We start from the raw sequence: 23628 nt of genomic DNA on the forward strand, positions 1-23628 counted from the left end.
GCTGCGCACGAAGTCTGAGAATAGAAGTGACTGGGATAGCACCGCCTGTGAATGTACCAAGGCACTCAGCGCAGAATGACATTTGCCGAAAATCTCCCTGCTTCAGGTTCGACGTTTTATCGAGATGCATCGCGCTGAGCGGAATCAAGGACGATTTTTAACTGAGGAAGTTGCGAATCCTGCACAGCATGAGTAAAGCCTTTTCGCCTGTCGCCATGGCTGCAGCGAACAAATGTTTCGAGGTAGTCCGGTAATGTCTGTGCAGGATAAAGCATGATTGAGTTTGATGGCTTCGACCTGATTACTGAGACCGTTTCTCCCTGACCCACAGGTGTAGAGGTAACTATGTAATGGTCCGTGGACATCGACATTCTGATAATCTGATTTTCTAGGCGAGCGGTCTCGGAAGCGCTTAGTGCGTCAATAGGTCCCCTTTTAGCTTGACCCAGAACAGACTTCGTTACTTCATTTCCACCAATCCTAACTACAGCAATAAGTGCGAAATCGGCGCCACACCACTTTTCGGCGGAGCCTCTACCGATGCCATTCACGGACGTACTCTTAAGTTCAAGATAGCCATGCGGCCCGTTGTATACGACCGCATCCAGTTTTCCGAGAAGTGCCGCTATGTAGTTTGGCTCCTGTTGGTATCGAGACGGTTCAAGTCGTTGGAGCGCAGTGCTCACATGCTGCGTTAACGCCACTTTTATATCGGGGTGCAGATTGAGGAGGGCCATGCCGCAGTATCGTTAAACGGCTAAGTTAGTGCAACGCTTCTGCGTGACCGGAGTTTGGTTTGCCAGACCTCGAGGCTCAAGAATGCGGCCTCACTACCGAGCCGTAAACCCAACCGGCAACAACGGCGGCCCCGTCCGGTACATATCCACGTAAATCGTGATCGTCTTGCTGCCTCCGTCAACCTGAATGTCGTACACATCCAGCAGCCCACCACCTCTGGGGAGCGACTTGTCTTCGTACTCGCAGCAGGCGCCCCGGCGCTCGTAGGTGATGGGTTCGCCTTTTGGTCCTCGCAATGAGTTGAGGTACAGAAGATGAAGCCGGGTGTCGTAGGGGCCTGTTCTGATGGCGTTTGCGGCGGAGTAACCGTAGCCAGGGTCGGTGGCGGTTTGCAACTTGATGACGCGTAAATAGGGCGCCGTTGAATCTGATCGGCCGTTGGGGATGCCTTTTCCTCCTACGCGGGTGACGGAAAGAATCCTGGGCTCGGGGTTGCTTGCGCCTGGGCCGGGTTGGGTGGTCTGGCACCCTGCGAGGATTGTGGCGGTCAAGGCAAGGATGACCAGGTGTGAAGAGCGGGAAACCAGCGCGTTCATATAAGAGAGTCCTCTTTTTTTAGTTTGATATTGGAGAGAGGTCGGTGGATGCAGTGGCCTCCCTGTAATGCCGGCCCTCACCGGCACCCCACAGCATACCGGCCACCCCGCATACGCCACCCGGCGTATTCCCCAATCCCCCTCCGATCCCCAGAATCGGTTCATCGCTGTGTAAAAGCCTTGGTTTCCCCTGGTTTTGGCGCAGCGAAACGCGATTCACACACCTATCTACCGGAGCGAGGATTCACATGCAACAACGTCGATTTACCCTCAAGGCGATGACCGCCGCAGTCGCACTGGCAGGCCTTGGCGCCATGCCTGCCGCTTTTGCCCAGGCGGGCGGCACCATCAAGGTTGGCATCTTGCACAGCCTGTCGGGCACCATGGCAATTTCTGAAACGACCCTGAAAGACACCGTGCTGATGGCGATCGAAGAGATCAATGCCAAGGGCGGCGTGATGGGCAAGAAGCTTGAGCCCGTGGTGGTTGACCCGGCTTCCAACTGGCCCCTGTTTGCTGAAAAAACCAAGCAGCTGCTCGGCCAGGACAAAGTTTCCGTCATCTTCGGTTGCTGGACGTCTGTGTCCCGCAAGTCGGTGCTGCCAGTGGTTGAAGAAATGAACGGCCTGCTGTTCTACCCTGTGCAGTACGAAGGTGAAGAACTCTCCAAGAACGTGTTCTACACGGGTGCGGCACCTAACCAGCAGGCTATTCCTGCGGTCGATTATTTGATGAGCAAGGCCGGCGGCGGCGCCAAGCGTTGGGTTCTGCTGGGCACTGACTATGTGTACCCACGCACCACCAACAAGATTCTGCGCGCCTACCTCAAGAGCAAGGGTGTCAAAGACACCGACATCGACGAGAAATACACCCCCTTCGGCCACAGCGATTACCAAACCATCGTGGCTGACGTGAAGAAATTCTCGCAAGGCGGCAAGACGGCTGTGGTGTCCACCATCAACGGTGACTCCAACGTGCCTTTCTACAAAGAGCTGGGCAATGCCGGCCTGAAGGCCAAAGACGTGCCAGTGGTTGCCTTCTCTGTGGGTGAAGAAGAACTGCGCGGTGTGGACACGAAACCCCTGGTTGGCCACCTGGCTGCCTGGAACTACTTCCAGTCGATCAAGAGCCCGGCCAACACCGAGTTCATCAAGAAGTGGTCTGCCTATGCCAAAGCCAAGAAGCTCCCTGGCTCTGACAAGCCTTTGACGAATGACCCGATGGAAGCCACCTACATCGGTATCAACATGTGGAAGCAGGCTGTTGAAAAAGCCAAGTCCACCGACACCGACAAGGTCATCGCCGCCATGGCCGGCCAGACCTTCAACGCGCCTTCCGGCATCGTGAGCAAGATGGATGAGAAGAACCATCACCTGCACAAGTCGGTCTTCATCGGCGAAATCAAGGCCGACGGCCAGTTCAATGTAGTGTGGAAGACGCCTGGCCCTGTGAAGGCCAAGCCATGGAGCCCATACATTGAAGGGAACGACAAGAAACCCGACGAGCCTGTCAAGAAGTAAGAAGCTACTGCGCGAACCGATCTGGGGCTCTGTGGTGCTCACCGTACTGGTGTACGGTTCCGCTCCTCGAACCCCACCTCGGTCCGCTCGCTACGCTTCTTCCAGTCTTGACACCTTTGGGTGTCTTAGGTCCGGTTCTTGCTCTTAGGAGCGGAGCCGGTGCCCCTTCAGGAAGTTGCAGTCTGGGCGCAACACGGTTGCGTGCTGTGCCCAACCTACAGGTTCTTTTCCCTATGCTCCGTTACCCACTTCTCCGCTTACTCCTTCTTGCTACGCTTTTGATAGCTGCTCGCGCCCATGCCTTAAGCCCTGAGGAGGTAAAAGGCATGTCAATTGGCGAAACGGAGGCACGTGTGGAGGCCCTGGGTAAAGCCGCTGCCAAGGCTGACGAGAAGACGGCCGCATTCATACAGGCGCTGTCTGACGATGCGGTGAAAACCAAGGGTGACAAGGTGTTTGTCGTGAAAGACGACAAAGCCTTTGACCCGATCACCGGCGCCGAGGTGCCGCTGCCGGCTGATGCTGAAGACGTGATCAACCCCAACCTGATGCGCAGCGAGATCGACAACGCGCTGGCCGCGTTGAAGCTGTTTTCCAAAGACGAGAAGCAGCGGCGCGATGCGATCAAGACGCTGGGCGGTGACAACGACGAAGCGCGGCTGCCGCTGATTGAAAAAGCCTACGCGGCCGAAACCGTGCCCGAGCTGAAGAACCAGCTCGAGCTGATGCGCGCCGCCATCATGCTGGGCAGCACCGACAAGGCCAAGCGCCTGGAGGCCGCCGCGCAGCTGGCCGGCAGCAAGAACCCCAATACCAAAACGGTGCTGATAGAACGCCTGGGCACCGAGGCCGATGCCGACGTGAAGGTGGCCCTTCAAGCCGCGCTGGCCAAGGTTGAGGCCTCACTGGAGTGGGGCAACAAGCTGGGCGCGATTTTCAGCGGCATCAGCCTGGGCAGCATCTTGCTGCTGGTGGCGCTGGGGTTGGCCATCACTTACGGGTTGATGGGCGTCATCAATATGGCGCACGGCGAGCTGATGATGATTGGCGCCTATGCCACCTACGTGGTGCAGGGCGTGTTCCAGAAATACTTTCCCGGCGCGTTTGACTGGTATCTGCTGGCCGCGGTGCCGGTGGCTTTCATGGCCTCGGCGCTGATGGGTGCGGCGCTGGAACGCAGCGTGATTCGCTTCCTCTATGGCCGTCCTCTGGAGACATTGCTGGCCACCTGGGGTATCAGCCTGATGCTGCAGCAGCTGGTGCGTTCGATTTTTGGCGCGCAAAACGTGGGTGTTGAAAACCCGGTGTGGATGAGCGGTGGCGTGCAGGTGCTGGGCAATCTTTCGCTGCCTTACAACCGGCTGGTCATCATTGTGTTTGCCGTGGCGGTGCTGCTGGGCGTGGCCTGGCTGATCAGCCGCACACGGCTGGGCCTGTTTGTGCGCGGCGTCACGCAGAACCGGCCGATTGCCTCTTGCATGGGTGTGAACACGGCCCGCGTTGATACTTACGCCTTCGCGCTGGGCTCGGGCATTGCCGGCCTGGCGGGCTGCGCGCTGAGCCAGGTGGGCAACGTGGGGCCTGACCTGGGCCAAGGCTACATCGTGGATTCGTTCATGGTGGTGGTGCTGGGCGGCGTGGGCCAGCTGGCGGGCACGGTGTATGCCGCGATGGGCCTGGGCATCCTCAATAAATTCCTGGAAGGCTGGACGGGCGCCGTGCTGGCCAAGATTGCCGTGCTGGTGTTCATCATCATCTTCATCCAGAAGCGGCCGCAGGGCATCTTCGCGATGAAGGGCCGCAGTGCGGAGGCCTGAGATGACGACCACCATGACCCCGATGCCAACTATCGTGCACCTTCCGGCCAAGGGCCCACTGCTTACGCGCGGCGGCTGGAGCGCCTTCATGATGGCACTGATCGCCGTCTGCGCCATTGCGCCCATCCTCAACCTGTGGGTGCCCGAGGGCAGCGTGTTCCACATGAGCACCTACGCCGTGGCGCTGCTCGGCAAGATCATGTGCTACGCCATCTGCGCGTTGGCCATGGACTTGATCTGGGGCTACACCGGCATCCTCTCGCTGGGGCATGGCGTGTTCTTTGCACTGGGCGGCTACGCCATGGGCATGTACCTCATGCGCCAGATTGGCCGCGACGGCAATTACAAAAGCGACCTGCCCGACTTCATGGTGTTCCTTGACTGGAAGACCTTGCCCTGGCACTGGACTTTCAGCGACAGCTTTGCCGCCACCCTGTTTTTGATTGTGGCGGTGCCGGGCCTCATTGCCTTTGTGTTTGGCTTCTTCGCGTTCCGCTCGCGCATCAAGGGCGTTTACTTTTCCATCATCACCCAGGCCATGACGTTTGCGGCCATGCTGCTGTTCTTTCGCAATGAAACCGGTTTTGGCGGCAACAACGGCTTTACCGATTTCAAGCGCATTCTCAACATCCCGATTGCCACGCCGTCGATGCGCATGACGCTATTCATCATGACCGGCCTGACGCTGCTGGGTTTCTTTTTGTTTGCCAAATGGCTGGTGGGCAGCAAGTTTGGCCGTGTGCTGCAGGCCATTCGTGACGCTGAAACGCGCGTGATGTTCTCGGGCTACAGCCCGCTGGGCTACAAGCTCACGATCTGGGTGATTTCGGCCATCATGTGCGGTGTGGCCGGTGCGCTGTATGTGCCGCAGGTCGGCATCATCAACCCGAGCGAAATGAGCCCGGCCAATTCGATTGAAATTGCCATCTGGGCCGCAGTGGGCGGGCGCGCCAGCCTGATCGGGCCGATTGTGGGGGCCTTCATCGTCAACGGCGCCAAGAGCTGGCTGACGGTGGCGTATCCCGAATTCTGGCTGTACTTTCTGGGGGCACTTTTCATCAGCGTCACGCTGTTCCTGCCCGATGGGGTGGTGGGCCTGGTCAAGAAGCTTCGCAAAGGGGGTGGCAAATGACTCCCGACCTTCTTGAGCAGGGCGCACGCCGCATTGAAGAGCGCCTGGCCGCGCTGGAAGCCGGCAAGGCCAATACGGCATCGGGTGGCCGTAGCGCCAGTGGCCGCCGTATTGCTCATGCCACCGGCGAGGTAGACGTTACCCACGGCCGTATCCTGTACCTGGAAGATGTGAGCGTCAGCTTCGACGGCTTCAAGGCCATCAACAAGCTGAGCCTGGACATTGCGCCCGGAGAGCTGCGCTGCATCATCGGCCCCAATGGCGCCGGCAAGACGACCATGATGGACATCATCACCGGCAAGACCCGGCCCGATGAAGGCACGGTGTTTTTCGGCAGCACGATTGACCTGCTGCGCCACAAGGAAGCCGAGATTGCCCAGTTGGGCATTGGCCGCAAATTCCAGAAGCCCACGGTGTTTGAGCAGCTCACCGTGTTTGAAAACCTGGAACTCGCGCTCAAGACCAACAAGGGCGTGAAGCATTCGATGTTCTTCAAGCTCGATTCAACACAAAGCGACAGGCTGGCCGAGATCTTGGTGACGATTCACCTGGCAGACAGTGTGGGCCGCATGGCCGGCAACCTGAGCCATGGGCAAAAGCAGTGGCTGGAGATCGGCATGCTGTTGATGCAGGACCCGAAGCTGCTGCTGCTCGACGAGCCGGTGGCTGGCATGACCGATGAGGAAACGGCGCGCACGGCGGAACTGTTCTTGACGCTCAAGGGCAAGCATTCGCTGATGGTGGTGGAGCATGACATGAGCTTCATCAAGACGATCTCGGAGATCGTTACCGTGCTGTGTGATGGGTCTGTGTTGGCTCAAGGCACTCTTGATCAAGTGCAGGCGGATGAGCGGGTGATTGAGGTGTATCTTGGCCGTTGAGGTTTTATCTTCGCCTGTTCTTGCTCCGGCGGTGTGCTCTTTGCGGAGGGCGGCTGGCCGGGGGTTGCCCGGCGGCAACTCACTTTTCTTTTGCTTCGCCAAAAGAAAAGTAAGCAAAAGAAAAGGCGACCCTGCTGTCTGCGACCCTTCGCTGCGCTACGGGCAACCTGCGGTGCTCGGTCCAGGCGGGGTCTCGCTCGAACTCGCTTCGCTCAGACAATCGCGATCCCTGATCCGCCTGAATCTGCGCTCCTCGGCGCAGACAGAAGGGGGTGGGGAGAGGAATACCAAAACCGAATACCCAAACTGCCAAAGACAGAACCCCGAAGACCACAAGAAACAAGGACTCGCCGTGGCGAGTCCTTGTTGGTATTTGTCTTTTGTTTTCGGCCTTCAGTCCCCGCTCCCGATTGGCCCTTGTGGATGCGCCGAGGAGCGCAGGGCCAGACGGATCAGGGCAAAAACTTGTTTGAGCCGCAGGCGAGTTGTTTTTGACCCCGGCTGGACCGAGCACCGCAGGTTGCCCGAAGCGAAGCGTAGGGACGCAGGAACCAGGGTCGCCTTTTCTTTGGTGACTTTCTTTTGGCGAAGCAAAAGAAAGTTACTTGCATGCCGGGCAACCCCCGGCCAGCAATCCTCAGCAAAGAGCACTCCCGCCGGAGCAAGAACCGGCACATTTCCCGACGGAGGCCGTTCATGCTCCAAGTAAAAAACATCAACCAATACTACGGCGGCTCCCACATCCTGCGGGACGTGAGCCTGGACGCTCACCTGGGCAAGGTTACGGTGCTGCTGGGCCGCAACGGCGTGGGCAAGACCACGTTGCTCAAATCACTGATGGGCCTGATCCCCATCAAGACCGGCACGATTGAATTCGACGGCAAACCTGTCCAGGGCAACACGCCGTATGAGCGCGCCCGCGCAGGCATCGGCTTTGTGCCGCAAGGCCGTGAAATCTTCGCACGCCTCACGGTGGAAGAAAACCTGCGCATGGGTCTGGCCTACAAAAGCGCGAGCACGCCGATTCCTGCCGAGCTGTATGAGCTGTTTCCGGTGCTCAAGCAAATGCTGAACCGGCGCGGTGGTGACTTGTCGGGTGGGCAGCAGCAACAGCTGGCCATTGCGCGTGCACTCGCGGCCAAGCCCAAGCTGTTGATTCTTGACGAGCCAACCGAGGGCATTCAGCCCAGCATCATCAAGGACATCGGCCGCGTGATCCGCATGCTGGCCGATCGCGGTGACATGGCCATCTTGCTGGTGGAGCAGTACTACGACTTCGCGCAGGAACTGGCCGACGACTACCTGGTGATGGAGCGCGGCGAATTCATTGCGCGCGGCCAGGGCAAGGACATGGAAACCAACGGCGTGCGGCAGCTGGTGGCGATTTAAGCAGGGTGCCTGTCGTCGCCTTGCGTCAAAGCCCGGTTTGTCCGGGCTTTTTTGTGCCTGCAGGCATGCCGATATTCGTATCAGTTCCGCGAACGTAGAATCGCAGCGGTCGCCGAAACAAACCGGCAAAAAACAATCAAAAAAAGGTAGATGCCGATGGCGTTGCTTGCGTTGGACAACTGGCTGATCCAGACGAAATCTCATGCGGGTCTCTCGGGCTTTCGCCGCTTTTTGGTGGAGTTTGGCTGCTTCGGCCTCAAGGAAGCCAGGGCCTGCCTCTTTGCCGGGCTGTTCTTTGCAGCGGTATTCCTTGTGCCGCGGGCAGGCGTGGCCGGTGTTCCACGCTACGACCTGCTGCTTTTGATAGCGCTGCTGATTCAAGGCTGGATGGTGCTGGCCAAGCTGGAAACCCTGGATGAGCTGAAAGCCATCTGCCTCTTCCATCTGGTGGGGTTTGCGCTGGAGGTCTTCAAGACTTCCGGGTCCATCCAGTCCTGGAGCTACCCGGACTTTGCCTATACCAAGGTGTTTGGCGTGCCGCTGTTTTCCGGCTTCATGTATGCGGCGGTGGGCAGCTACATCATCCAGGCGTGGCGATTGTTTGACCTGCGCATCCGGCATCACCCGCCTTACTGGATGGGCGTGGTGATTGCATTGCTGATCTATGGCAACTTTTTCGCGCACCACTTTTGGGGCGACTACCGCTGGTACATCGCCGCCTGCCTGGGCGGTCTGTATGCCAGGTCCACGGTGATCTTCCGGCCCTATGACCGGGACCGGAGTATGCCCTTGCTGCTGGCTTTTTTGCTGATCGGCTTCTTTATCTGGGTGGCTGAAAACATCAGCACGTTCTTCAGCCTGTGGCACTACCCCAACCAGCTGGGCGCCTGGTCCCTTGTTCATGTGGGCAAATGGAGTTCCTGGTCACTGCTGGTGGTCATGACCTTCACCATCGTGGCCAACCTGAAGCATGTGAAGGCGCGCATCCATGTCCCCGACTGAGACAGGCGTTTCCCGCGTGAAGCTGCGCTTTGACCGCGAGGCTGCACTCTGGGCGGTTTTTATTTTCATCATTGAAGTGCTGATCGCGACTGTGTGGTCACACCACCGCTGGCTGCGGGGTTTTGTCGGCGACGTGCTGGCTGTGGTGTGGGTGTACCTTTTGCTCAAGACCGTGATCAAGGCCAACACCCGCAACCTGGCGCTGGTGGCGTTTGCGGTGGGTTGCCTGGTGGAGCTGGCCCAGTATGTGGCCAGCGTCAACGGCTGGCACGTGCAGAACCGGGTGCTGAAGATTCTGCTGGGTTCGGTGGCTGACTGGATGGACGTGCTGGCCTATGCCTGCGGATTTCTGCTGGTTTTGGCGCTGGAGTTTCTGCTGGCCCGCTGGAAGGCTGCCAGAAGGCCGATTACGCCGGTTACTTCGAGCGAGAGATGATCTCTTTCATGCGCTGAAGCCGGGGTGCCGTCATCGGCACCGTCAGCATGGTGCTGGCAATGGCCATCAGCAGCAGGGCGGTGAAGGTCTCGTTGGTGATGATTTTCTTGCCCAGCAGGATGTTGACAAAGATGATCATGATCAGGCCCTTGGTCTGCAGCAGCCAGCCGATGATGGAGCCTTCACCGGGCGCCCATTTCAGCACTTTGCCTGCGATGTAAGTGCCCATCAACTTGCCGCCGACCGAGGCCACCAGCAGCACCGCCGCGGCGATAAAAACGGCTTCTCCGCCGACGGACCAGTTGGTGCGCAGCCCCGCACTGAGGAAAAACACCGGCATCATCACCAGCAGCACGTGATGGCGCAGCAGGTCCATGTGTTCCTGGTCGAACCACTCACCGTCGATGACGGCGCCGGCCAGGAAAGCCCCGATCATGTAGTCCAGCCCGGCCCATTCCGCGCCGAAGGCGCAGATGATCAGCCAGATCAAGCCGACGTACCAGCGGTCACGCTCGGGCAGCCACACCATGAGCTTGCGGAAGGCGTAGCTCACGACGCCGAACGCCACGAGGAAACCGACCTGGGTGCCCACGCGTTTCCAGTCCATCAGGATGAGCGCCAGCACGCCCCAGATCGCGATGTCGTCCAGGCTGGCGTAACGTATCAGGCGCTGGCCAACCGGTTGGCGCAGGATGGCGAGCTTGTCCATCAGCAGGATCAGCACGGGAAGCGCCGTCACGGCGCAGGCCATGCCGACACCCACCACAAACTGCCAGGGCATGCCTTGCGTGCCCAGCCACCCTGGGTACATCAGCATGCCTGCGGCCACGACGCAGCCCAACACCAGCGGTGTGCTTAGCGCCAGGCCGGCGGTGATGCCGCTTTCGCGCCGGTGTTCCCAGGTCTTTTTGAGGTCCAGCTCGATGCCGGCGATCCAGACAAACACCATGACGGCCCACCAGGCAATGCCGTTGAGCGACTGCACCACCGGCGCGCTGAAGACAAAGGCGTAGTAGTCAGGGTAGACCTTGCCCAGGATGCCCGGGCCCAGCAAAATGCCGGCGATCATCTGCACCACCACCAGTGGCGCGTAGTAGTCGGTTCCGAGAACCCGCCAGATCAGGTAGGGCACCGCGAAGATGAGCGCCATGGCGATCAAATAGGTTTCGGTGGTGGTCATTGCGGAGTCCATGGTTCCCCTTGTTTTTATGCCTTCCGGCTCCGTGCCGGCGGCCAAGCCCCGCATGGTAGACCATGGCGGTGGCGCCGGTTGTAAGCGGCCTGCCTGTCGGTTACCATGGCGTCGGCTGGCCCCATTGCCAGCCACGTCGCTCGGACGGTTCCGGGCGCTTACGTGAAAGTTTCTTATGTCCGCCTCTTCTTCAGGCAAGCGCCGCTTTGCGCGCATTGACCGGCTTCCCCCCTACGTCTTCAACATCACGGCCGAGCTGAGAATCGCGGCGCGCCGGCGTGGCGAGGACATCATCGACATGAGCATGGGCAACCCCGATGGCGCCACGCCCGCGCACATCGTGGCCAAGCTCACCGAGGTCGCGCAGCGGCCCGACACGCACGGTTATTCGGCCAGCAAGGGCATTCCGCGGCTGCGGCGCGCCATTGCGCACTGGTACCAGAGCCGTTACCAGGTGACGATTGACCCCGACACCGAGGCCATCGTCACCATCGGCTCCAAAGAGGGTTTGGCCCACCTGATGCTGGCCACACTGGACCGCGGCGACACCGTGCTGGTGCCGGACCCGAGCTATCCCATCCACATCTACGGCGCGGTGATCGCGGGGGCCGACATTCGCTCGGTGCCGCTGATACCGGACACGGATTTTTTTGCCGAGCTGGAAAAAGCCATTCGCGGCAGCTACCCCAAGCCCAAGATGATGGTGCTGGGTTTTCCGTCCAACCCCACCGCGCAGTGCGTGGAGCTGGAGTTTTTCGAGAAGGTGATTGCACTGGCGCGCAAGCACGACATTTTTGTGGTGCACGACCTGGCCTATGCCGACATCGTGTTCGATGGCTGGAAGGCGCCTTCCATCATGCAGGTGCCGGGTGCCAAAGACATCGCGGTGGAGTTTTTCACACTCTCCAAAAGCTACAACATGGCGGGCTGGCGCGTCGGCTTCATGGTGGGCAACCCCGACCTGGTGGCCGCACTGGCGCGCATCAAGAGTTACCACGACTACGGCACCTTCACCCCGCTGCAGGTGGCAGCGATTGCCGCGCTGGAAGGCGACCAGCAATGCGTGAAGGACATTACCGCGCAATACCAGGCGCGGCGCGACGTGCTCTACAAGGGCCTGACCGAAGCGGGCTGGCCGGTGGAATGCCCCAAGGCCTCGATGTATATCTGGGCGCGCATTCCGGAGGCTTACCGCAAGCTGGGCTCGCTGGAATTTGCCAAACAGCTGCTGGAGAAGGCCAAGGTGTGTGTGTCACCGGGCATCGGCTTTGGCGACCACGGTGACGACCATGTGCGCTTTGCCTTGATCGAGAACGAAGCCCGCATCCGCCAGGCGGTGCGCGGCATCAAGGCCATGTTCAAGGCGGATGGGGTGCTGAAATCCGCACAAACCGATAAGCAGGAAGGCTAAAAAAAAGTGGGCCGCAAGCGGTCCACTTTGACATGACTCAAGACCGGCACCAAAGGTGTCGGCGCTGTTTTTTTCAACTACCGGTGGCGTTGGGCGTGTCTTTTTCTGCGATAGCGGCTGTGGCTGCCAGCAGTTTTTTCTCCAGTTCGGCACGCTCCGCAATCTCCCGTTCCAGCAGGTCGTTGACGTGTGCCAGCTCTTCCGCGGAGCTCTGGATTTTGTCTTCCAGTTCTGCGGTTTTTACCAGCGCCATCGCAACGTCGCCTGTTTTGACCGCGGGTGGAATTTCTTTTTCGAGGACCTTGTTGATCAGCAGCAGTTCTTGTGCCGATCTTTCCACCGTGTCCTGCACGGCATCGTTTTTTTCGAGCGCTCGCGCCAGTTGTGGCTTCTCGGGCGAGGTGTTCTGGGATTTTTGCATGGATGCTTTCGTGGCGGGTGACGTGGCGGGTAATGGCCGGGAGAACATGTAGACGGCGTCCCGCAGTGGACGCGCGATAGTCTCCCTCATCATGCACGCGAAATCCGTTGACCGGGTGGACTTTACGGGGGGATTACCTGCGTGGGCGGCGCATGAAATATGAGTTGCCTGGAGAAACCGGTGATATGGAAAACCTGCCCATACAACGCACACAAAAAAGAAGTGGGCCGCAAGCGGCCCACCTTTGCTTCTGCTCCATCCGGTGAATTCATCAAACCCCGGCGGAGCGAGTGGCAACTGGTTATTGCGGAGGCGAGGCGACGGGCGCCGGGATCACCACAATGTCTGTTGAGGTCTGCGGCTGCACGCGCACGTTGGTGGCGCCTGGGGGCACCACAACGGTTTCAACTTCGCGAACCACACCGCCGCCGGCGACGCTGCCTTCAGCCTTGCCGTAGCCCACGATACGGGCCTGGCAGGCCACCTGGTCTTCGCCCTTGAAGACATCACAGCGTTTCAATGCATTGGCGGCAAACTGTCCATTGGCGTTGTCGACCTTGCCGGCGCGTTTGGCGGCGTTGGCGTTCTTGACTTCAGTGATACAGGTTGCCCGGTCTTGCTGGGTCTTGCCGTTGTTACAGGCGGCCATTTCGCTCCTGGCGTCACCCGTGGCGTCGATCCCGGTGGTGCCGGAAGCAATCTGGGCCGCGGCACCCAGGGAAAGCAGGGCGGCAGCGCCGAAACAGGCAGCAGTGCGCGCAAGGCGGAAATTCAGGGATGAGGTCATGGTCAAACTCCTTGTTCGAAACTCGATGGATATCGATAAAGGGAGTCTGGGCCGCTACCTGAAACGGCCATGAAAGGAAAAGGTCCGGGTAAGCCGTGCCCTAAGCCCATTCGCCTGTAGGACAGGTCTTTCAGCGGCTGTTGAGGCCGGGGCTCGCGCGGCTAACTAAAGACTACAAAACCCGTTGAGCTGCGGGGCCGGCGTAACGAATTTTCTGAAGATGTTTTTTTGTACAGCCTGCGTGAGCAGCTGCAGAACTACATCGACCAGATGCGCGGGGTGGAGGGCGCCAGCTGCCAGAGCTGTGTGCGCCAGGCTTGCCAGACCTGCTTGAGCAAGGCCATGGCAGGTTCAACCACTGGCGACAGCACACGGACGACGACGACCTGCCCGTCGGGGCTGGTCGCACCGGCGCTGGCACTCAGCGCGTGGGCCTGCATCACCTCACGTGCGCAGTCCAGCGCCAGCTGGCGGCGATGGCGCTCGAGCTTGCTGCCGGCCACAAAAAAAAGTGAGGCGAGGCAGCGGTTGGCGGCCATGCCGAGCGGGCTGTTCATCAGCAAGGTGTCTTCGGCATCCATGCGCGCGCGCTCGAGCCAGACGCCGGGCATTTCGATGTGCTGGCGAAAGCTGCCGCTCTCGAACGGCAGGCTGGCGGCGGGCAGGCCCAGGGCGGTGACGTCCCAGCCGATCAGTTCGGCGCCGGGCGCCAACGTCATGGTCAGGTGGTTTTCGGCAAGGCAGCCGTTGTAGCAAATGGCCTCCAGCGGCAGCCATTCCATGCGGGCGCCGGCCTGCAGGTCAAGGCGGGTGCGCTGCAGGGCGGGCTCGCCGGCGGAGCGGTAAAAGCGCGTGGCGCCGGGCGTGGTGATGAGGCCGTGTGTGCCGGGTGCTGCGCTGAAGGCCAGGTCCAGCGTGTCGCCGCCGACCAGGCCGCCGGGCGGGTGCACGATGACGTTGTGGCAAATCGCGTCGCCTTCGGGGTAAAGACTTTGCAGGATGCGCAAGGGGCCGCTATGGCGAAAGTGGGCAAGGGTCTTGCCGGCCTGGTGGGTGTAGTCGAGTGCGAGGGTCGCGTTCCAGGTCATGGGGCAAGTTTAACGTCGGGTGGCACAATCTTTACGATGAATGAAACGACCACGCTATTTCGCCCGACCGGTCCGGAGGAACTTGAACTTTTGAAGCAAAGCGGCTACAAAAAGTGGCCGCCGCGATTGCCGGAGCAACCCATCTTCTATCCCGTGACGAACGAACAGTATGCGATCGAGATCGCCAGGGACTGGAATGTTCCAGCCAGCGGCTACGGTTGCGTGACCCGGTTCGAGGTGCGAAGCGAATTCATGGCGCGCTACAAGATCGAGAAAGTGGGTGGCGCGCACCACACGGAATGGTGGATTCCGGCGGAGGAGCTTGAAGAACTCAATGACAACATCGTGGGTCTCATTGAGGTTGTCCGAGAGTTCAAAGCGTGATCGCGGCCAGCGCCAGGTATCTCACTGCATGACATTCAAAACCATAGAAGGTGAACGGCTGCATGCTGCCTCCGGCAGGGTGCTCCGCTATAGCGGTCGCTACGAAGTCCGGCTCGGCGGCATTGTTTATCAAGCCGACGTTCTACTGAACGGCAAGCGAACACAGCTTGTTGCGGGATTCATTGGATGGACACTGCGGGCATTCCCGCCTCGGCGGCGCGTCGAGGAAAGTGTTTGGGAGACTATTGATTTCACCGATATGGAAAAACTCCTGGCGCGACTGGATGAGACCTAGGCATTTGCACCCGGTTAGGTCCGTTTCATACCTCATGACCATTGATAGCCCATGACAAACCGCTTGCCTTTCTGGATTTACCTGGTTGGGATGTTTCCCTTGGCCTACTGGCAAGCACCGGTGCGTGCAATGCTCGGAGATTGGCTGTCTTTTGCCGTTGCGGTTGGTTATTTGCTCGTCCTCCGGCTGCTGGGTTTCTGGGCGGTTCGATGGCTGGAACTCAGACAGAAAAAGGAGATCGCGGAGCACAACCTTTCGGTCGAAAGCAGAAAACAGCGGAAGAGCGAAAGAAAAGCATAGCTGGGCGGCCCACACGAGGGGCCCACCCAGCCATGCTTGCCTGCTCAGTGCGCTACTTTCTCTTTGGCTTCCTTCACCCGCGCGGCCAGGTGGTCCAGCGCCTCTTGCACCTGGTCGACCAGGATCAGGCAGAGGTCACCAGGTGACAGGCGTGAAAGCGCGGTGTCGATGGCCAGGAACTCACCACGGATCTCGTCGATTTTCTTGGTACGTTGCGCCTTGTGGGCGCCTTCCAGGCCCTGGCGCAGCAGACCCATGACCTCACCGTCGGCGCGGCCGCGCTGGGCGGCGTCCTGGTACAGAATGACGTCGTCGAACGCGCTGCCCAGGATGATGGTCTGGTCGCGGATGTCGCTGTCGCGGCGGTCGCCGGCGCCGCTGATCACCACGCTGCGGCGCTGCCCTGGCGTGGCCGGCATGGCGTCAACAGCCGCCACCAGGGCGCGCATGGCGTCAGGGTTGTGGCCGTAGTCGGCGATCACCGTGGCGCCTTTGTAGTCCATGACGTTGAAACGGCCGGGCGCGTTGTGCGCGTCGTTCACAAAGCTGGAAAGCCCGCGCTTGATGGTGTCCCAGTTGATGCCGGCACCCCAGGCGGCCGCGACGGCGGCCATGACGTTCTCGACCTGGAAACTGATGGTGCCGCCGCGTGTGACGGGCACGCCCTGCAGCGCGATGCGTTCGACCCAGGCGCCTTCGGCGGCGACCAGCATGGCGCCGTCGACGTACACGGTGCGCTTGCCTTGTGCGCGGTGCGTGGCCATCAGCGGGTGGTGCCGGTCGGCAGCGAAAAAGATCACCTTGCCGGGGCAGGTGGCGGCCATGTCGGCGACGATGGGGTCGGCGGCACTGAGCACTGCGTAGCCGGTGGTCGAGACGTTCTGCACGATCACGCGCTTGAGCACGGCCAAATCTTCCACCGTGGTGATGTAGTTCAGGCCCAGGTGGTCGCCGCTGCCGATGTTGGTGACAACGGCGACTTCGCAACGGTCAAAGCCCAGGCCTTCGCGCAGCACGCCGCCGCGGGCGATCTCGAACACGGCTGCATCGACGTCGGGGTGCATGAGCACGTTGCGCGCACTCTTGGGGCCGCTGCAGTCGCCGCTGTCGGTTTGCCGCCCGTTGATGTAAACGCCGTCGGTGTTGGTCATGCCGGTGCGCAGGCCGTCGGCGGCCAGCAGGTGGGCAATCAGGCGTGTGGTGGTGGTCTTGCCGTTGGTGCCGGTGACGGCAATCACCGGCACGCGGCCGTTATTACCGTCATTTCCGCCGGGACCGAACAACTCGTCGATCATGGCGATGCCGACGGCGCGGCCCTTGCCGTAGGAGGGCGACAGGTGCATGCGCAGGCCTGGCGCGGCATTGACTTCCACGACGCCGCCGTTTTGTGTCTCCAGCGGGCGCAGCATGCTTTCGCACACCACGTCGACGCCGCAGATGTGCAGGCCGACCATTTGCGCCGCAGCCACGGCGCGCGCGGCCACAGCCGGGTGTACGTCATCGGTTACGTCGGTCGCCGTGCCGCCGGTGCTCAGGTTGGCGTTGTTGCGCAGGATGACGCGCCGGCCCTTGGCGGGAATGGATTCGGGCGTGAGCTCCTGTGCTTCCAGGCGGGCCACGGCGATGTCGTCGAAGCGGATTTTGGTGAGCGAGGTGGAATGGCCTTCGCCGCGTTTGGGGTCCTGGTTGACGATGTCGACCAGCTCACGCACGGTGTGCAGGCCGTCGCCCACGACCTGTGGCGGCTCACGCCGCGAGGCGGCCACCAGCTTGTTGCCCACCACCAGCAGGCGGAAGTCGCTGCCGGGCAGGAATTTTTCGACCATCACTTCGCCATATTCGGCGGCTGCCTTCCAGGCGGTGTCCAGGTGTTCGCGCGTGGTGATGTTGACGGTGACGCCCTTGCCCTGGTTGCCGTCCAGCGGTTTCACGACTGCCGGCAAACCCACTTCCAGGGCCGCGGCCCAGGCATCGTCCGTATCGGTGACCGGGCGGCCCAGCGGCACGGGAACGCCGGCCGCGCGCAGCAGTTTTTTTGTGAGGTCTTTGTCTTGCGCGATGGATTCGGCCACGGCGCTGGTGGCGTCGATTTCCGCGGCCTGGATGCGCCGCTGTTTGGAGCCCCAGCCGAACTGCACCATGCTGCCTTTGGTCAGGCGCCGGTAGGGAATGCCGCGTGCCACGGCGGCGTCGACAATCGCGCCGGTGCTGGGGCCGAGGCGCTCGTCTTCGTCGAGTTCGCGCAGTTGGGCAATCGCGACGTCCAGGTCGAAGGCGGTGTCGCGCAGGGCGGCGTGGATCAATGCTTGCGCCAGCTCGAAGGCCAGCCGGCCGACGGTTTCTTCGCTGTACTCGACCACGACCTGGTAGGTGCCCGCTTCAACAGTAGAGGCGGTATGGCTGAAAGTGAGGGGGCAACCGGCAGCCGTCTGCAGCGCCAGCGCGGCGGCTTCAAGCACATGGGCCAGTGAGACGGGGCCTGCGTGGCCGGTCTGCCGGAAGGCTCCCATCTCGGGGAACAGCGAGCGCACGCGCGGCTCAAAGCCTGGCAGACCAGTGATATTGCACTCCACCGCAGTGCAGGCAACGATGGCTTCGAGCGCCGTGTGGCGGCTCCAGAGGTTGGGCCCGCGCAGGGCCCGGATACGGGACACTTCCATTACTCGGCACTCCCGGCGGTTTTAGGGGTGGTTTCAAAGGCTTCCATGCCGGCGCCTATCAAATTGAGGGGGATGCCCAGCGCCCAGGCGGCGCCCACGGCGGCCAGCAGTCCACCCTCGGACAGTCCGCGGCGTTCGCGCCAGGCGGCAAGCTTGCCGAGGCCCGGCAAAAAAGCCTCGCTGGCACCGGTGGCCAGCACGACCTGGTCCTGGCGCAGGTAGAGCGCACGGCCGCCTTTGGTGCAATGCGCCGCAATGGCCTCGGCCTTGGGGTCGGTGCTGTAGAAAATGACTTCGCCGTCGCAGAGCTCCTGCATTTCGGCGATGCGGGGATCTGCGGCATTGAGCACGGCGGCACCGCCGGGCAGCACCACATCGACCTGCGAGCGCATGACCTTGTACATCTGGTCGGCTTCGGTGATGTCGAATTCGGCCAGGCCTTCGGCGCCGCCCAGGTCGGTAACAACACCCACCTGGCATTTGTCATAGGGCAGGCCGGTGCGCAAGATGGTGTCGGCGCCGTTTTCAAACACCGCCGCCTGCACGGCGCGGTTGATCAGCAGGCGTTGGCCGGCTTCCCAGTTGGCGCAGTTGGATGCGTCCACACAGCGTTGGTCCAGGAACAACCCACCCTGGCAGGCCAGGCCGGTGTGCCGGCCCGACAGGTGCAGCAGCCAGGCCACCAGACGCGCCACGCGCTGGTTGTCGCTGGAGCCGGCAATGCCGACGATGGGAATGCGGCCGTCAGGGCTGTCGGAGTCGGTGGCAGGGAAAAGGTGGTCGCAGATGGCACGGCCCACCGGGCGCGGCGCGCCTTCGGCCGGCTTGAGGTGCATGAGGAGGCCTGGGCCGGCGTTCACTTCAACGATGGCGCCGCCTTGCTCGTGCAGCGGGCGCGAGATGTCTTGCGCCACCACATCGACCCCGGCGATGTCCAGGCCCACCACGCGGGCGGCCAGCGACACGATGTGGTCAACGTCAGGGTGAACCTGGTCGGTGCAGTCGATGGCCACATTGCCGTTGCGCTGGATCAGCACCTCGCGGCCAACGGCGGGTATGGCTTCGGGGCTCAGGCCCTGGCGCTGCAGATCAAGAATGATGGCGCCGTCGCTGGCCGTGTTGATGCGGCCCAGCGGGAAGTCTTCACCGATGCCGCGGCGCGGGTCGGTGTTGAGCTGTGCGTCCACCAACTGTGAGACGGTCGAGGTGCCGTCGCCGGTCACCCAGGCCGCTTCGCCGCGCGCCGCGGCGACCACACGGCCGCCCACCACCAGAAGGCGGTGTTCGTTGCCGCGCACAAAACGCTCGACCATGACTTCGCTGCCATGGCGCGCCGCAACCTCGAACGCACCTTCCACTTCGGCCCGCGTTTTGAGGTCCAGCGATACGCCCCGGCCGTGGTTGCCGTCGGAAGGCTTGACGACCACCGGCAGGCCGATGTCTTCGGCCGCTTCCCAGGCTTCTTCGGCTGTGCCGACGATCTGGCCTTCAGGCACCGGCACGCCGCAGGTAGCCAGCAGGCTTTTGGTCAGGTCCTTGTCGTGGGCGATGCCTTCGGCGATCGCGCTGGTGAGGTCGGTTTCGGCCGTCCAGATGCGGCGCTGGCTGGCGCCGTAACCCAGTTGCACCAGGTTGCCGTCGTTCAGCCGGATATGGGGAATGCGGCGGTCGGTGGCCGCGGCCACGATGGAGGCCGTGCTGGGGCCGAGGTAGCAGTCGTCCACCTTGGTCCGGATTTTCTCGACGGCGGACTGCACGCCGGCCTGGCCGTAGTCTGTGCCGTTGATGGCGGCCATCAGCAGGCGATGGCCTTCGGCCAGCGCGGTGCGGGCCACCTGCTCGTCGCGGGCACGGAACACCATGCGGTAAACGCCGCGCTGGGAGGTGCTGCGCGTCTGGCCGAAGCCGGTCGGCATGTCGGAAAGGTTCAGCAGCTCGATGACCACATGCTCCAGCACATGGCCGGACCAGGTGCCTTCCAGCAGGCGCTGGATGAAGCCGCCGCGCTCGCCCACGCCGCAGTGGTGTTCGACGAGCGCCGGCAATAGGGCGACCAGGCGGTCATTGAAGCCCGGCAACAGGTTGGAGGGAAAGTCTTCGAGGCTGCCGAGGTCCAGCCAGACTTCCAGCACGGGCCGATAGGTCCAGATGTTGGGGCCGCGCAGGTAATTGATGCGCAGCAGCTTGATGTCGTCCTGTGGGCTCATTTTTCGCAAAATTGTCGGCAGGGTTAGGCCTTGGTACCCCCGGGGGCAAGCCTCGGCCCTGGCCGATGGATTTCAGTGTGAGGCCTGTCAAGGTCTCGGTGGGTCCCTGTGTCTCGTTATGTTGTTGTTTTTGTCGCGGCGATGGCCGCCAGGGGTCGATTTTGATGGTTCCGTCATTTTCAGGGGGTTGATATGGTCAAACCGGTCGCTTCAGGCCGCATTCGGCGAAAATCCCTGTTTCGGGCCTATTCGCACAACTACGAAGAACCTGCGAATACCCTGCCGCGCCAGATGCGGGACGCCAAGATTTTCCACAACACAATGCAACACAACCACCCGGCAGACGACTCCAGCCCTACCGACCCTGTTCTGGCAGGGCTTCGCTCACAACTTGCAACCCAAGAGAACGTTTTGTGCACGCTGGTGGTTGACCTGGATAACCAACTTCATTTCGCCCGGGGCCTGCTGGCCCTGACGGACCGCCGGCTGCTGGCCTGCAACCCCGAAGGCGTATGGGCCAGCTGGCCCACGGCGGACGCCGCCGGCACCGTATTGCAAGGGCTTTCACTGCGCCATTTCGACCATGCCGGCGTGGGTACGCTGGAGCTGCATGAAGCGGGCCGGCGGCTGGCCAGCTGGCGGTTTACCCTGGGTGCCAATGTGCAGGCCCTGCGCCTGGTGCGCCTGTTTGCCCAGCAGCAGGCCCCGGCGGCGGGCGATGCCACGGCACTGGCCGAGGACACAGCCCTGTGCCCCGAGTGCGACCTGCCGCTGCCGCCTGACAGCGAAGAGTGCCCGGCCTGCGCACGCGAGTTGCACACGCCGCCTTCCACCTGGGTGCTGCTGCGCCTGTGGCGGTTTGCCGATCCGTACCGCTACCAGCTACTGGCCGGTTTTTTGCTGACTTTGGCCTCCACCGCCGCCACGCTGGTGCCGCCTTACCTCACGATTCCGTTGATGGACGACATCCTGATACCGTTCCAGAACGGCCAGAAGATTGAGCCCTGGAAGGTGGGATTGCTGCTGGGTGGCCTGCTGGGCGCGGCCGTGCTGGGCTGGGCGCTGAACTGGGCGCGTACCTATTTGCTGGCACTGGTGTCCGAGCGCATAGGCGCTGACCTGCGCACCGCCACCTTCGACCACTTGCTGGAGCTCTCGCTGGACTACTTTGGCGGCAAGCGCACCGGCGACCTGATGTCCCGCATCGGCTCGGAAACCGACCGCATCTGCGTATTTTTGTCGCTGCATGCGCTGGATTTCGCGACCGATGTGCTCATGATCGTGATGACCGCGGTGATCCTCATTTCCATCAACCCCTGGCTGGCCGTGGTGACCCTGCTGCCGCTGCCGTTTATCGGCTGGATGATCCATGTGGTGCGCGACAAGCTGCGCACCGGTTTTGAAAAAATCGACCGCGTCTGGTCGGACGTGACCAACGTGCTGGCCGATACGATTCCGGGCATCCGCGTGGTCAAGGCCTTTGCCCAGGAAAAGCGTGAGGCCCAGCGTTTTCGTGAGGTCAACCAGCACAACCTGGCGGTCAACGACAAGCTCAACAAGACCTGGTCGCTGTTCACGCCCACCGTCTCATTGCTCACAGAAGTCGGCCTGCTGGTGGTCTGGGCTTTTGGCATCTGGCTGGTGTCGCGCCAGCAGATCACGGTCGGCGTGCTGACGGCTTTTATCGCCTACATCGGCCGCTTTTACGGCCGGCTCGATTCGATGAGCCGCATCGTTTCCGTCACGCAAAAGGCCGCCGCCGGCGCCAAGCGCATTTTCGACATCCTCGATCATGTCTCCAACGTGCCCGAAACGGCCAGCCCGGTGAAGATTGGCGCGCTCGAAGGCCGCATCGACATGAAGAACCTCGGGTTCCGTTACGGCAACCGCTCGGTCATTCGCGGGCTCGATCTGCAGATCCGTCCCGGCGAAATGATCGGCCTGGTGGGCCACAGCGGTTCGGGCAAAAGCACGCTGGTCAACCTGATCTGCCGGTTTTACGACGTGAGCGACGGCTCCATCAGCGTGGACGGCACCGACATCCGCCGCTTCGGTGTGGCCGACTACCGCCGCAACATCGGCCTGGTGCTGCAGGAACCGTTTCTTTTCTTCGGCACGATTGCCGAAAACATTGCCTACGGCAAGCCGGGCGCCACGCGCGCTGAAATCGTCGCGGCCGCGCGTGCCGCCCATGCGCATGAATTCATTTTGCGGCTGGCCCAGGGCTACGACTCGCTGGTGGGTGAGCGCGGCCAGGGGCTGTCGGGCGGTGAGCGCCAGCGCATCTCGATTGCGCGTGCCTTGCTGATCAACCCACGCATTCTGATCCTCGACGAAGCGACCTCGTCGGTAGACACCGAAACGGAAAAAGAAATCCAGCGTGCCCTCGACAACCTGGTGCAGGGCCGCACCACGATTGCCATTGCCCACCGCCTTTCAACGCTGCGCAAGGCCGACCGCCTGGTGGTGATGGACCGCGGCCAGGTGGTGGAAGTGGGGCCGCACGACGAATTGATGGCGAAGCAGGGTGCTTACTGGCGGCTGTACGAAGCCCAGGCGCGGCAGGTCGACAGCGAAGAGGGCGGCGAGGAAGTCGAGCAAAGCCGCATCGCACTGGCCACCTCGCAACTGGCCCACACCGCGCAGCACACCGGCAACCGGTGAGCCAAGGATTGCACATGACAACTTCTTCTCATTTCTCTTCCACTTCATTTTCCCTGGAACGCACGGCGTCGGGCCGGCTGGTGTTCGTCGATGCCGGTGGCCAGCAGCATGCTGGCGTCGTGCCGGTGCGGGCCTTTCCCCTGGCCGCGCCCGATGAAGGCATTTCACTGGTCAACACCGAAGGGCACGAGGTTGCCTGGGTGGAAAACCTGCAGGCATTGCCGGCGGATGCACGCACCTTGCTGGAAGAAGAGCTGGCGCTGCGCGACTTTGTGCCCGAGGTGACGCGGCTGAAAAGCGTTTCGACCTTTGCCACCCCCAGTGTGTGGACGGTGGAGACCGACCGGGGTGAGACGTCTTTTGTGCTCAAGGGCGAAGAAGATATTCGCCGTTTGGGGCGCACGGGGCTGCTGATTGCAGGCAGCCAGGGGGTGCAGTACAGCGTGCGGGATATGACGGCGCTGGACCGGGGGTCGCGGCGGTTGTTGGAGCGGTTTCTTTAGGCCGGGTCTTGCTCCGGCCTTTGTGCGTTTTGCTGAGGGCTGTTGGCCGGGGGTAGCCCGGCAGCTACTCACTTTTCTTTTGCTTCGCCAAAAGAAAAGTAAGCAAAAGAAAAGGCGACCCTGCTGTCTGCGTCCCTGCGCTTCGCTACGGGCAACCTGTGGTGCTCGGTCCAGGCGGGGTCTCGCTCGAACTCGCCTTCGGCTC

General features: G+C 61.6%; 21 protein-coding genes. 13 read left to right on the plus strand and 8 right to left on the minus strand.

Annotation, left to right across the window (positions count from 1 at the left end):
- Positions 1-116: 116 nt before the first annotated feature.
- Together AC1DU8_RS04375 and AC1DU8_RS04380 are read right to left on the minus strand one after the other, a co-directional pair.
- Positions 117-737 carry a hypothetical protein gene (locus AC1DU8_RS04375; RefSeq protein ID WP_477701807.1) on the minus strand — a complete coding sequence of 207 codons (621 nt, stop codon included), beginning with the start codon at positions 735-737 and terminating at the stop codon, positions 117-119.
- Positions 738-830: 93 nt separating this feature from the next.
- On the minus strand, positions 831-1289 hold the full coding sequence (locus AC1DU8_RS04380) for a hypothetical protein (protein WP_477707199.1): 459 nt from the start codon (positions 1287-1289) through the stop codon (positions 831-833).
- Between the two features lie 293 nt (positions 1290-1582).
- On the opposite strand from AC1DU8_RS04380, the gene urtA reads away from it, so the two are divergent.
- From urtA to AC1DU8_RS04415, 7 genes are all read left to right on the plus strand, one after another.
- On the plus strand, positions 1583-2854 hold the full coding sequence (gene urtA, locus AC1DU8_RS04385; RefSeq protein WP_457282107.1) for an urea ABC transporter substrate-binding protein: 1272 nt from the start codon (positions 1583-1585) through the stop codon (positions 2852-2854).
- Between the two features lie 233 nt (positions 2855-3087).
- Entirely contained in the window at positions 3088-4671 is a 1584-nt protein-coding gene (gene urtB / locus AC1DU8_RS04390) for an urea ABC transporter permease subunit UrtB (RefSeq protein WP_477701805.1), read from the plus strand.
- A 13-nt stretch (positions 4672-4684) separates the two neighbouring features.
- Positions 4685-5803 carry an urea ABC transporter permease subunit UrtC gene (urtC, locus tag AC1DU8_RS04395; RefSeq protein ID WP_477694287.1) on the plus strand — a complete coding sequence of 373 codons (1119 nt, stop codon included), beginning with the start codon at positions 4685-4687 and terminating at the stop codon, positions 5801-5803.
- On the plus strand, positions 5800-6684 hold the full coding sequence (gene urtD / locus AC1DU8_RS04400; protein WP_477688406.1) for an urea ABC transporter ATP-binding protein UrtD: 885 nt from the start codon (positions 5800-5802) through the stop codon (positions 6682-6684). The genes urtC and urtD overlap by 4 nt, the downstream gene beginning before the upstream one ends.
- Before the next feature lie 696 nt (positions 6685-7380).
- Entirely contained in the window at positions 7381-8073 is a 693-nt protein-coding gene (gene urtE / locus AC1DU8_RS04405) for an urea ABC transporter ATP-binding subunit UrtE (protein ID WP_477726475.1), read from the plus strand.
- 156 nt (positions 8074-8229) lie between these two features.
- The gene (locus AC1DU8_RS04410) at positions 8230-9075 is read left to right on the plus strand and encodes a DUF817 domain-containing protein (RefSeq protein ID WP_477727032.1); all 846 of its coding nucleotides are present in this window, start codon (positions 8230-8232) and stop codon (positions 9073-9075) included.
- The gene (locus tag AC1DU8_RS04415; protein WP_477726476.1) at positions 9062-9511 is read left to right on the plus strand and encodes a ribosomal maturation YjgA family protein; all 450 of its coding nucleotides are present in this window, start codon (positions 9062-9064) and stop codon (positions 9509-9511) included. The genes AC1DU8_RS04410 and AC1DU8_RS04415 overlap by 14 nt, the downstream gene beginning before the upstream one ends.
- Here the strand turns inward: AC1DU8_RS04415 and AC1DU8_RS04420 are convergent.
- On the minus strand, positions 9492-10691 hold the full coding sequence (locus AC1DU8_RS04420; RefSeq protein ID WP_477726477.1) for a cation:proton antiporter: 1200 nt from the start codon (positions 10689-10691) through the stop codon (positions 9492-9494). The genes AC1DU8_RS04415 and AC1DU8_RS04420 overlap by 20 nt on opposite strands.
- A 187-nt stretch (positions 10692-10878) precedes the next feature.
- Here AC1DU8_RS04420 and alaC point away from each other — a divergent pair, with 187 nt between their 5' ends.
- Positions 10879-12114 (plus strand): alanine transaminase, encoded by a 1236-nt coding sequence (alaC, locus tag AC1DU8_RS04425; RefSeq protein ID WP_477726478.1) that lies wholly within the window; start codon positions 10879-10881, stop codon positions 12112-12114.
- Positions 12115-12187: 73 nt separating this feature from the next.
- On the opposite strand, the gene AC1DU8_RS04430 is transcribed toward alaC, so the two are convergent.
- The 3 genes from AC1DU8_RS04430 to AC1DU8_RS04440 form a co-directional block, all read right to left on the minus strand.
- Complete coding sequence (locus AC1DU8_RS04430) at positions 12188-12535, minus strand: hypothetical protein (RefSeq protein WP_477671965.1); 348 nt, start codon at positions 12533-12535, stop codon at positions 12188-12190.
- Between the two features lie 301 nt (positions 12536-12836).
- Positions 12837-13322: a hypothetical protein gene (locus tag AC1DU8_RS04435; RefSeq protein ID WP_477726479.1), complete on the minus strand. Its 486-nt coding sequence runs from the start codon at positions 13320-13322 to the stop codon at positions 12837-12839.
- Between the two features lie 257 nt (positions 13323-13579).
- The gene (locus AC1DU8_RS04440; protein WP_477726480.1) at positions 13580-14410 is read right to left on the minus strand and encodes an urease accessory protein UreD; all 831 of its coding nucleotides are present in this window, start codon (positions 14408-14410) and stop codon (positions 13580-13582) included.
- A gap of 36 nt (positions 14411-14446) precedes the next feature.
- Between AC1DU8_RS04440 and AC1DU8_RS04445 the strand changes: the two genes are divergently transcribed.
- The 3 genes from AC1DU8_RS04445 to AC1DU8_RS04455 are packed head-to-tail and all read left to right on the plus strand — an operon-like array spanning position 14447 to position 15389.
- Positions 14447-14794 carry a hypothetical protein gene (locus AC1DU8_RS04445; RefSeq protein ID WP_477726481.1) on the plus strand — a complete coding sequence of 116 codons (348 nt, stop codon included), beginning with the start codon at positions 14447-14449 and terminating at the stop codon, positions 14792-14794.
- A gap of 28 nt (positions 14795-14822) precedes the next feature.
- A complete protein-coding gene (locus AC1DU8_RS04450; protein WP_477726482.1) occupies positions 14823-15089 on the plus strand; it encodes a hypothetical protein in 267 nt (88 codons plus the stop codon).
- 51 nt (positions 15090-15140) lie between these two features.
- A complete protein-coding gene (locus AC1DU8_RS04455; protein ID WP_477726483.1) occupies positions 15141-15389 on the plus strand; it encodes a hypothetical protein in 249 nt (82 codons plus the stop codon).
- A gap of 44 nt (positions 15390-15433) precedes the next feature.
- On the opposite strand, the gene cphA is transcribed toward AC1DU8_RS04455, so the two are convergent.
- Positions 15434-18049, minus strand: a complete 2616-nt coding sequence (gene cphA, locus AC1DU8_RS04460; RefSeq protein WP_477726484.1) for a cyanophycin synthetase — start codon at positions 18047-18049, stop codon at positions 15434-15436.
- On the minus strand, positions 18049-20256 hold the full coding sequence (locus tag AC1DU8_RS04465) for a cyanophycin synthetase (protein WP_477726485.1): 2208 nt from the start codon (positions 20254-20256) through the stop codon (positions 18049-18051). The genes cphA and AC1DU8_RS04465 overlap by 1 nt, the downstream gene beginning before the upstream one ends.
- A 321-nt stretch (positions 20257-20577) precedes the next feature.
- Here AC1DU8_RS04465 and AC1DU8_RS04470 point away from each other — a divergent pair, with 321 nt between their 5' ends.
- Both AC1DU8_RS04470 and AC1DU8_RS04475 read left to right on the plus strand, forming a co-directional pair.
- Positions 20578-22920: a cyanophycin metabolism-associated ABC transporter gene (locus AC1DU8_RS04470; protein ID WP_457282267.1), complete on the plus strand. Its 2343-nt coding sequence runs from the start codon at positions 20578-20580 to the stop codon at positions 22918-22920.
- 14 nt (positions 22921-22934) lie between these two features.
- Entirely contained in the window at positions 22935-23423 is a 489-nt protein-coding gene (locus AC1DU8_RS04475) for a cyanophycin metabolism-associated DUF1854 family protein (RefSeq protein WP_457282094.1), read from the plus strand.
- Positions 23424-23628: the final 205 nt, after the last annotated feature.

It is taken from the genome of Polaromonas sp. P3_A5 (assembly GCF_056403055.1).

Bases quoted from the DNA above. Each gene is read 5' to 3' on its own strand.
- AC1DU8_RS04375 (WP_477701807.1), bottom strand. From the start codon at position 737: ATGGCCCTCCTCAATCTGCACCCCGATATAAAAGTGGCGTTAACGCAG.
- urtA (WP_457282107.1), top strand. From the start codon at position 1,583: ATGCAACAACGTCGATTTACCCTCAAGGCGATGACCGCCGCAGTCGCA.
- urtB (WP_477701805.1), top strand. From the start codon at position 3,088: ATGCTCCGTTACCCACTTCTCCGCTTACTCCTTCTTGCTACGCTTTTG.
- urtC (WP_477694287.1), top strand. From the start codon at position 4,685: ATGACCCCGATGCCAACTATCGTGCACCTTCCGGCCAAGGGCCCACTG.
- urtD (WP_477688406.1), top strand. From the start codon at position 5,800: ATGACTCCCGACCTTCTTGAGCAGGGCGCACGCCGCATTGAAGAGCGC.
- urtE (WP_477726475.1), top strand. From the start codon at position 7,381: ATGCTCCAAGTAAAAAACATCAACCAATACTACGGCGGCTCCCACATC.
- AC1DU8_RS04410 (WP_477727032.1), top strand. From the start codon at position 8,230: ATGGCGTTGCTTGCGTTGGACAACTGGCTGATCCAGACGAAATCTCAT.
- AC1DU8_RS04415 (WP_477726476.1), top strand. From the start codon at position 9,062: ATGTCCCCGACTGAGACAGGCGTTTCCCGCGTGAAGCTGCGCTTTGAC.
- AC1DU8_RS04420 (WP_477726477.1), bottom strand. From the start codon at position 10,691: ATGACCACCACCGAAACCTATTTGATCGCCATGGCGCTCATCTTCGCG.
- alaC (WP_477726478.1), top strand. From the start codon at position 10,879: ATGTCCGCCTCTTCTTCAGGCAAGCGCCGCTTTGCGCGCATTGACCGG.
- AC1DU8_RS04430 (WP_477671965.1), bottom strand. From the start codon at position 12,535: ATGCAAAAATCCCAGAACACCTCGCCCGAGAAGCCACAACTGGCGCGA.
- AC1DU8_RS04435 (WP_477726479.1), bottom strand. From the start codon at position 13,322: ATGACCTCATCCCTGAATTTCCGCCTTGCGCGCACTGCTGCCTGTTTC.
- AC1DU8_RS04440 (WP_477726480.1), bottom strand. From the start codon at position 14,410: ATGACCTGGAACGCGACCCTCGCACTCGACTACACCCACCAGGCCGGC.
- AC1DU8_RS04445 (WP_477726481.1), top strand. From the start codon at position 14,447: ATGAATGAAACGACCACGCTATTTCGCCCGACCGGTCCGGAGGAACTT.
- AC1DU8_RS04450 (WP_477726482.1), top strand. From the start codon at position 14,823: ATGACATTCAAAACCATAGAAGGTGAACGGCTGCATGCTGCCTCCGGC.
- AC1DU8_RS04455 (WP_477726483.1), top strand. From the start codon at position 15,141: ATGACAAACCGCTTGCCTTTCTGGATTTACCTGGTTGGGATGTTTCCC.
- cphA (WP_477726484.1), bottom strand. From the start codon at position 18,049: ATGGAAGTGTCCCGTATCCGGGCCCTGCGCGGGCCCAACCTCTGGAGC.
- AC1DU8_RS04465 (WP_477726485.1), bottom strand. From the start codon at position 20,256: ATGAGCCCACAGGACGACATCAAGCTGCTGCGCATCAATTACCTGCGC.
- AC1DU8_RS04470 (WP_457282267.1), top strand. From the start codon at position 20,578: ATGCAACACAACCACCCGGCAGACGACTCCAGCCCTACCGACCCTGTT.
- AC1DU8_RS04475 (WP_457282094.1), top strand. From the start codon at position 22,935: ATGACAACTTCTTCTCATTTCTCTTCCACTTCATTTTCCCTGGAACGC.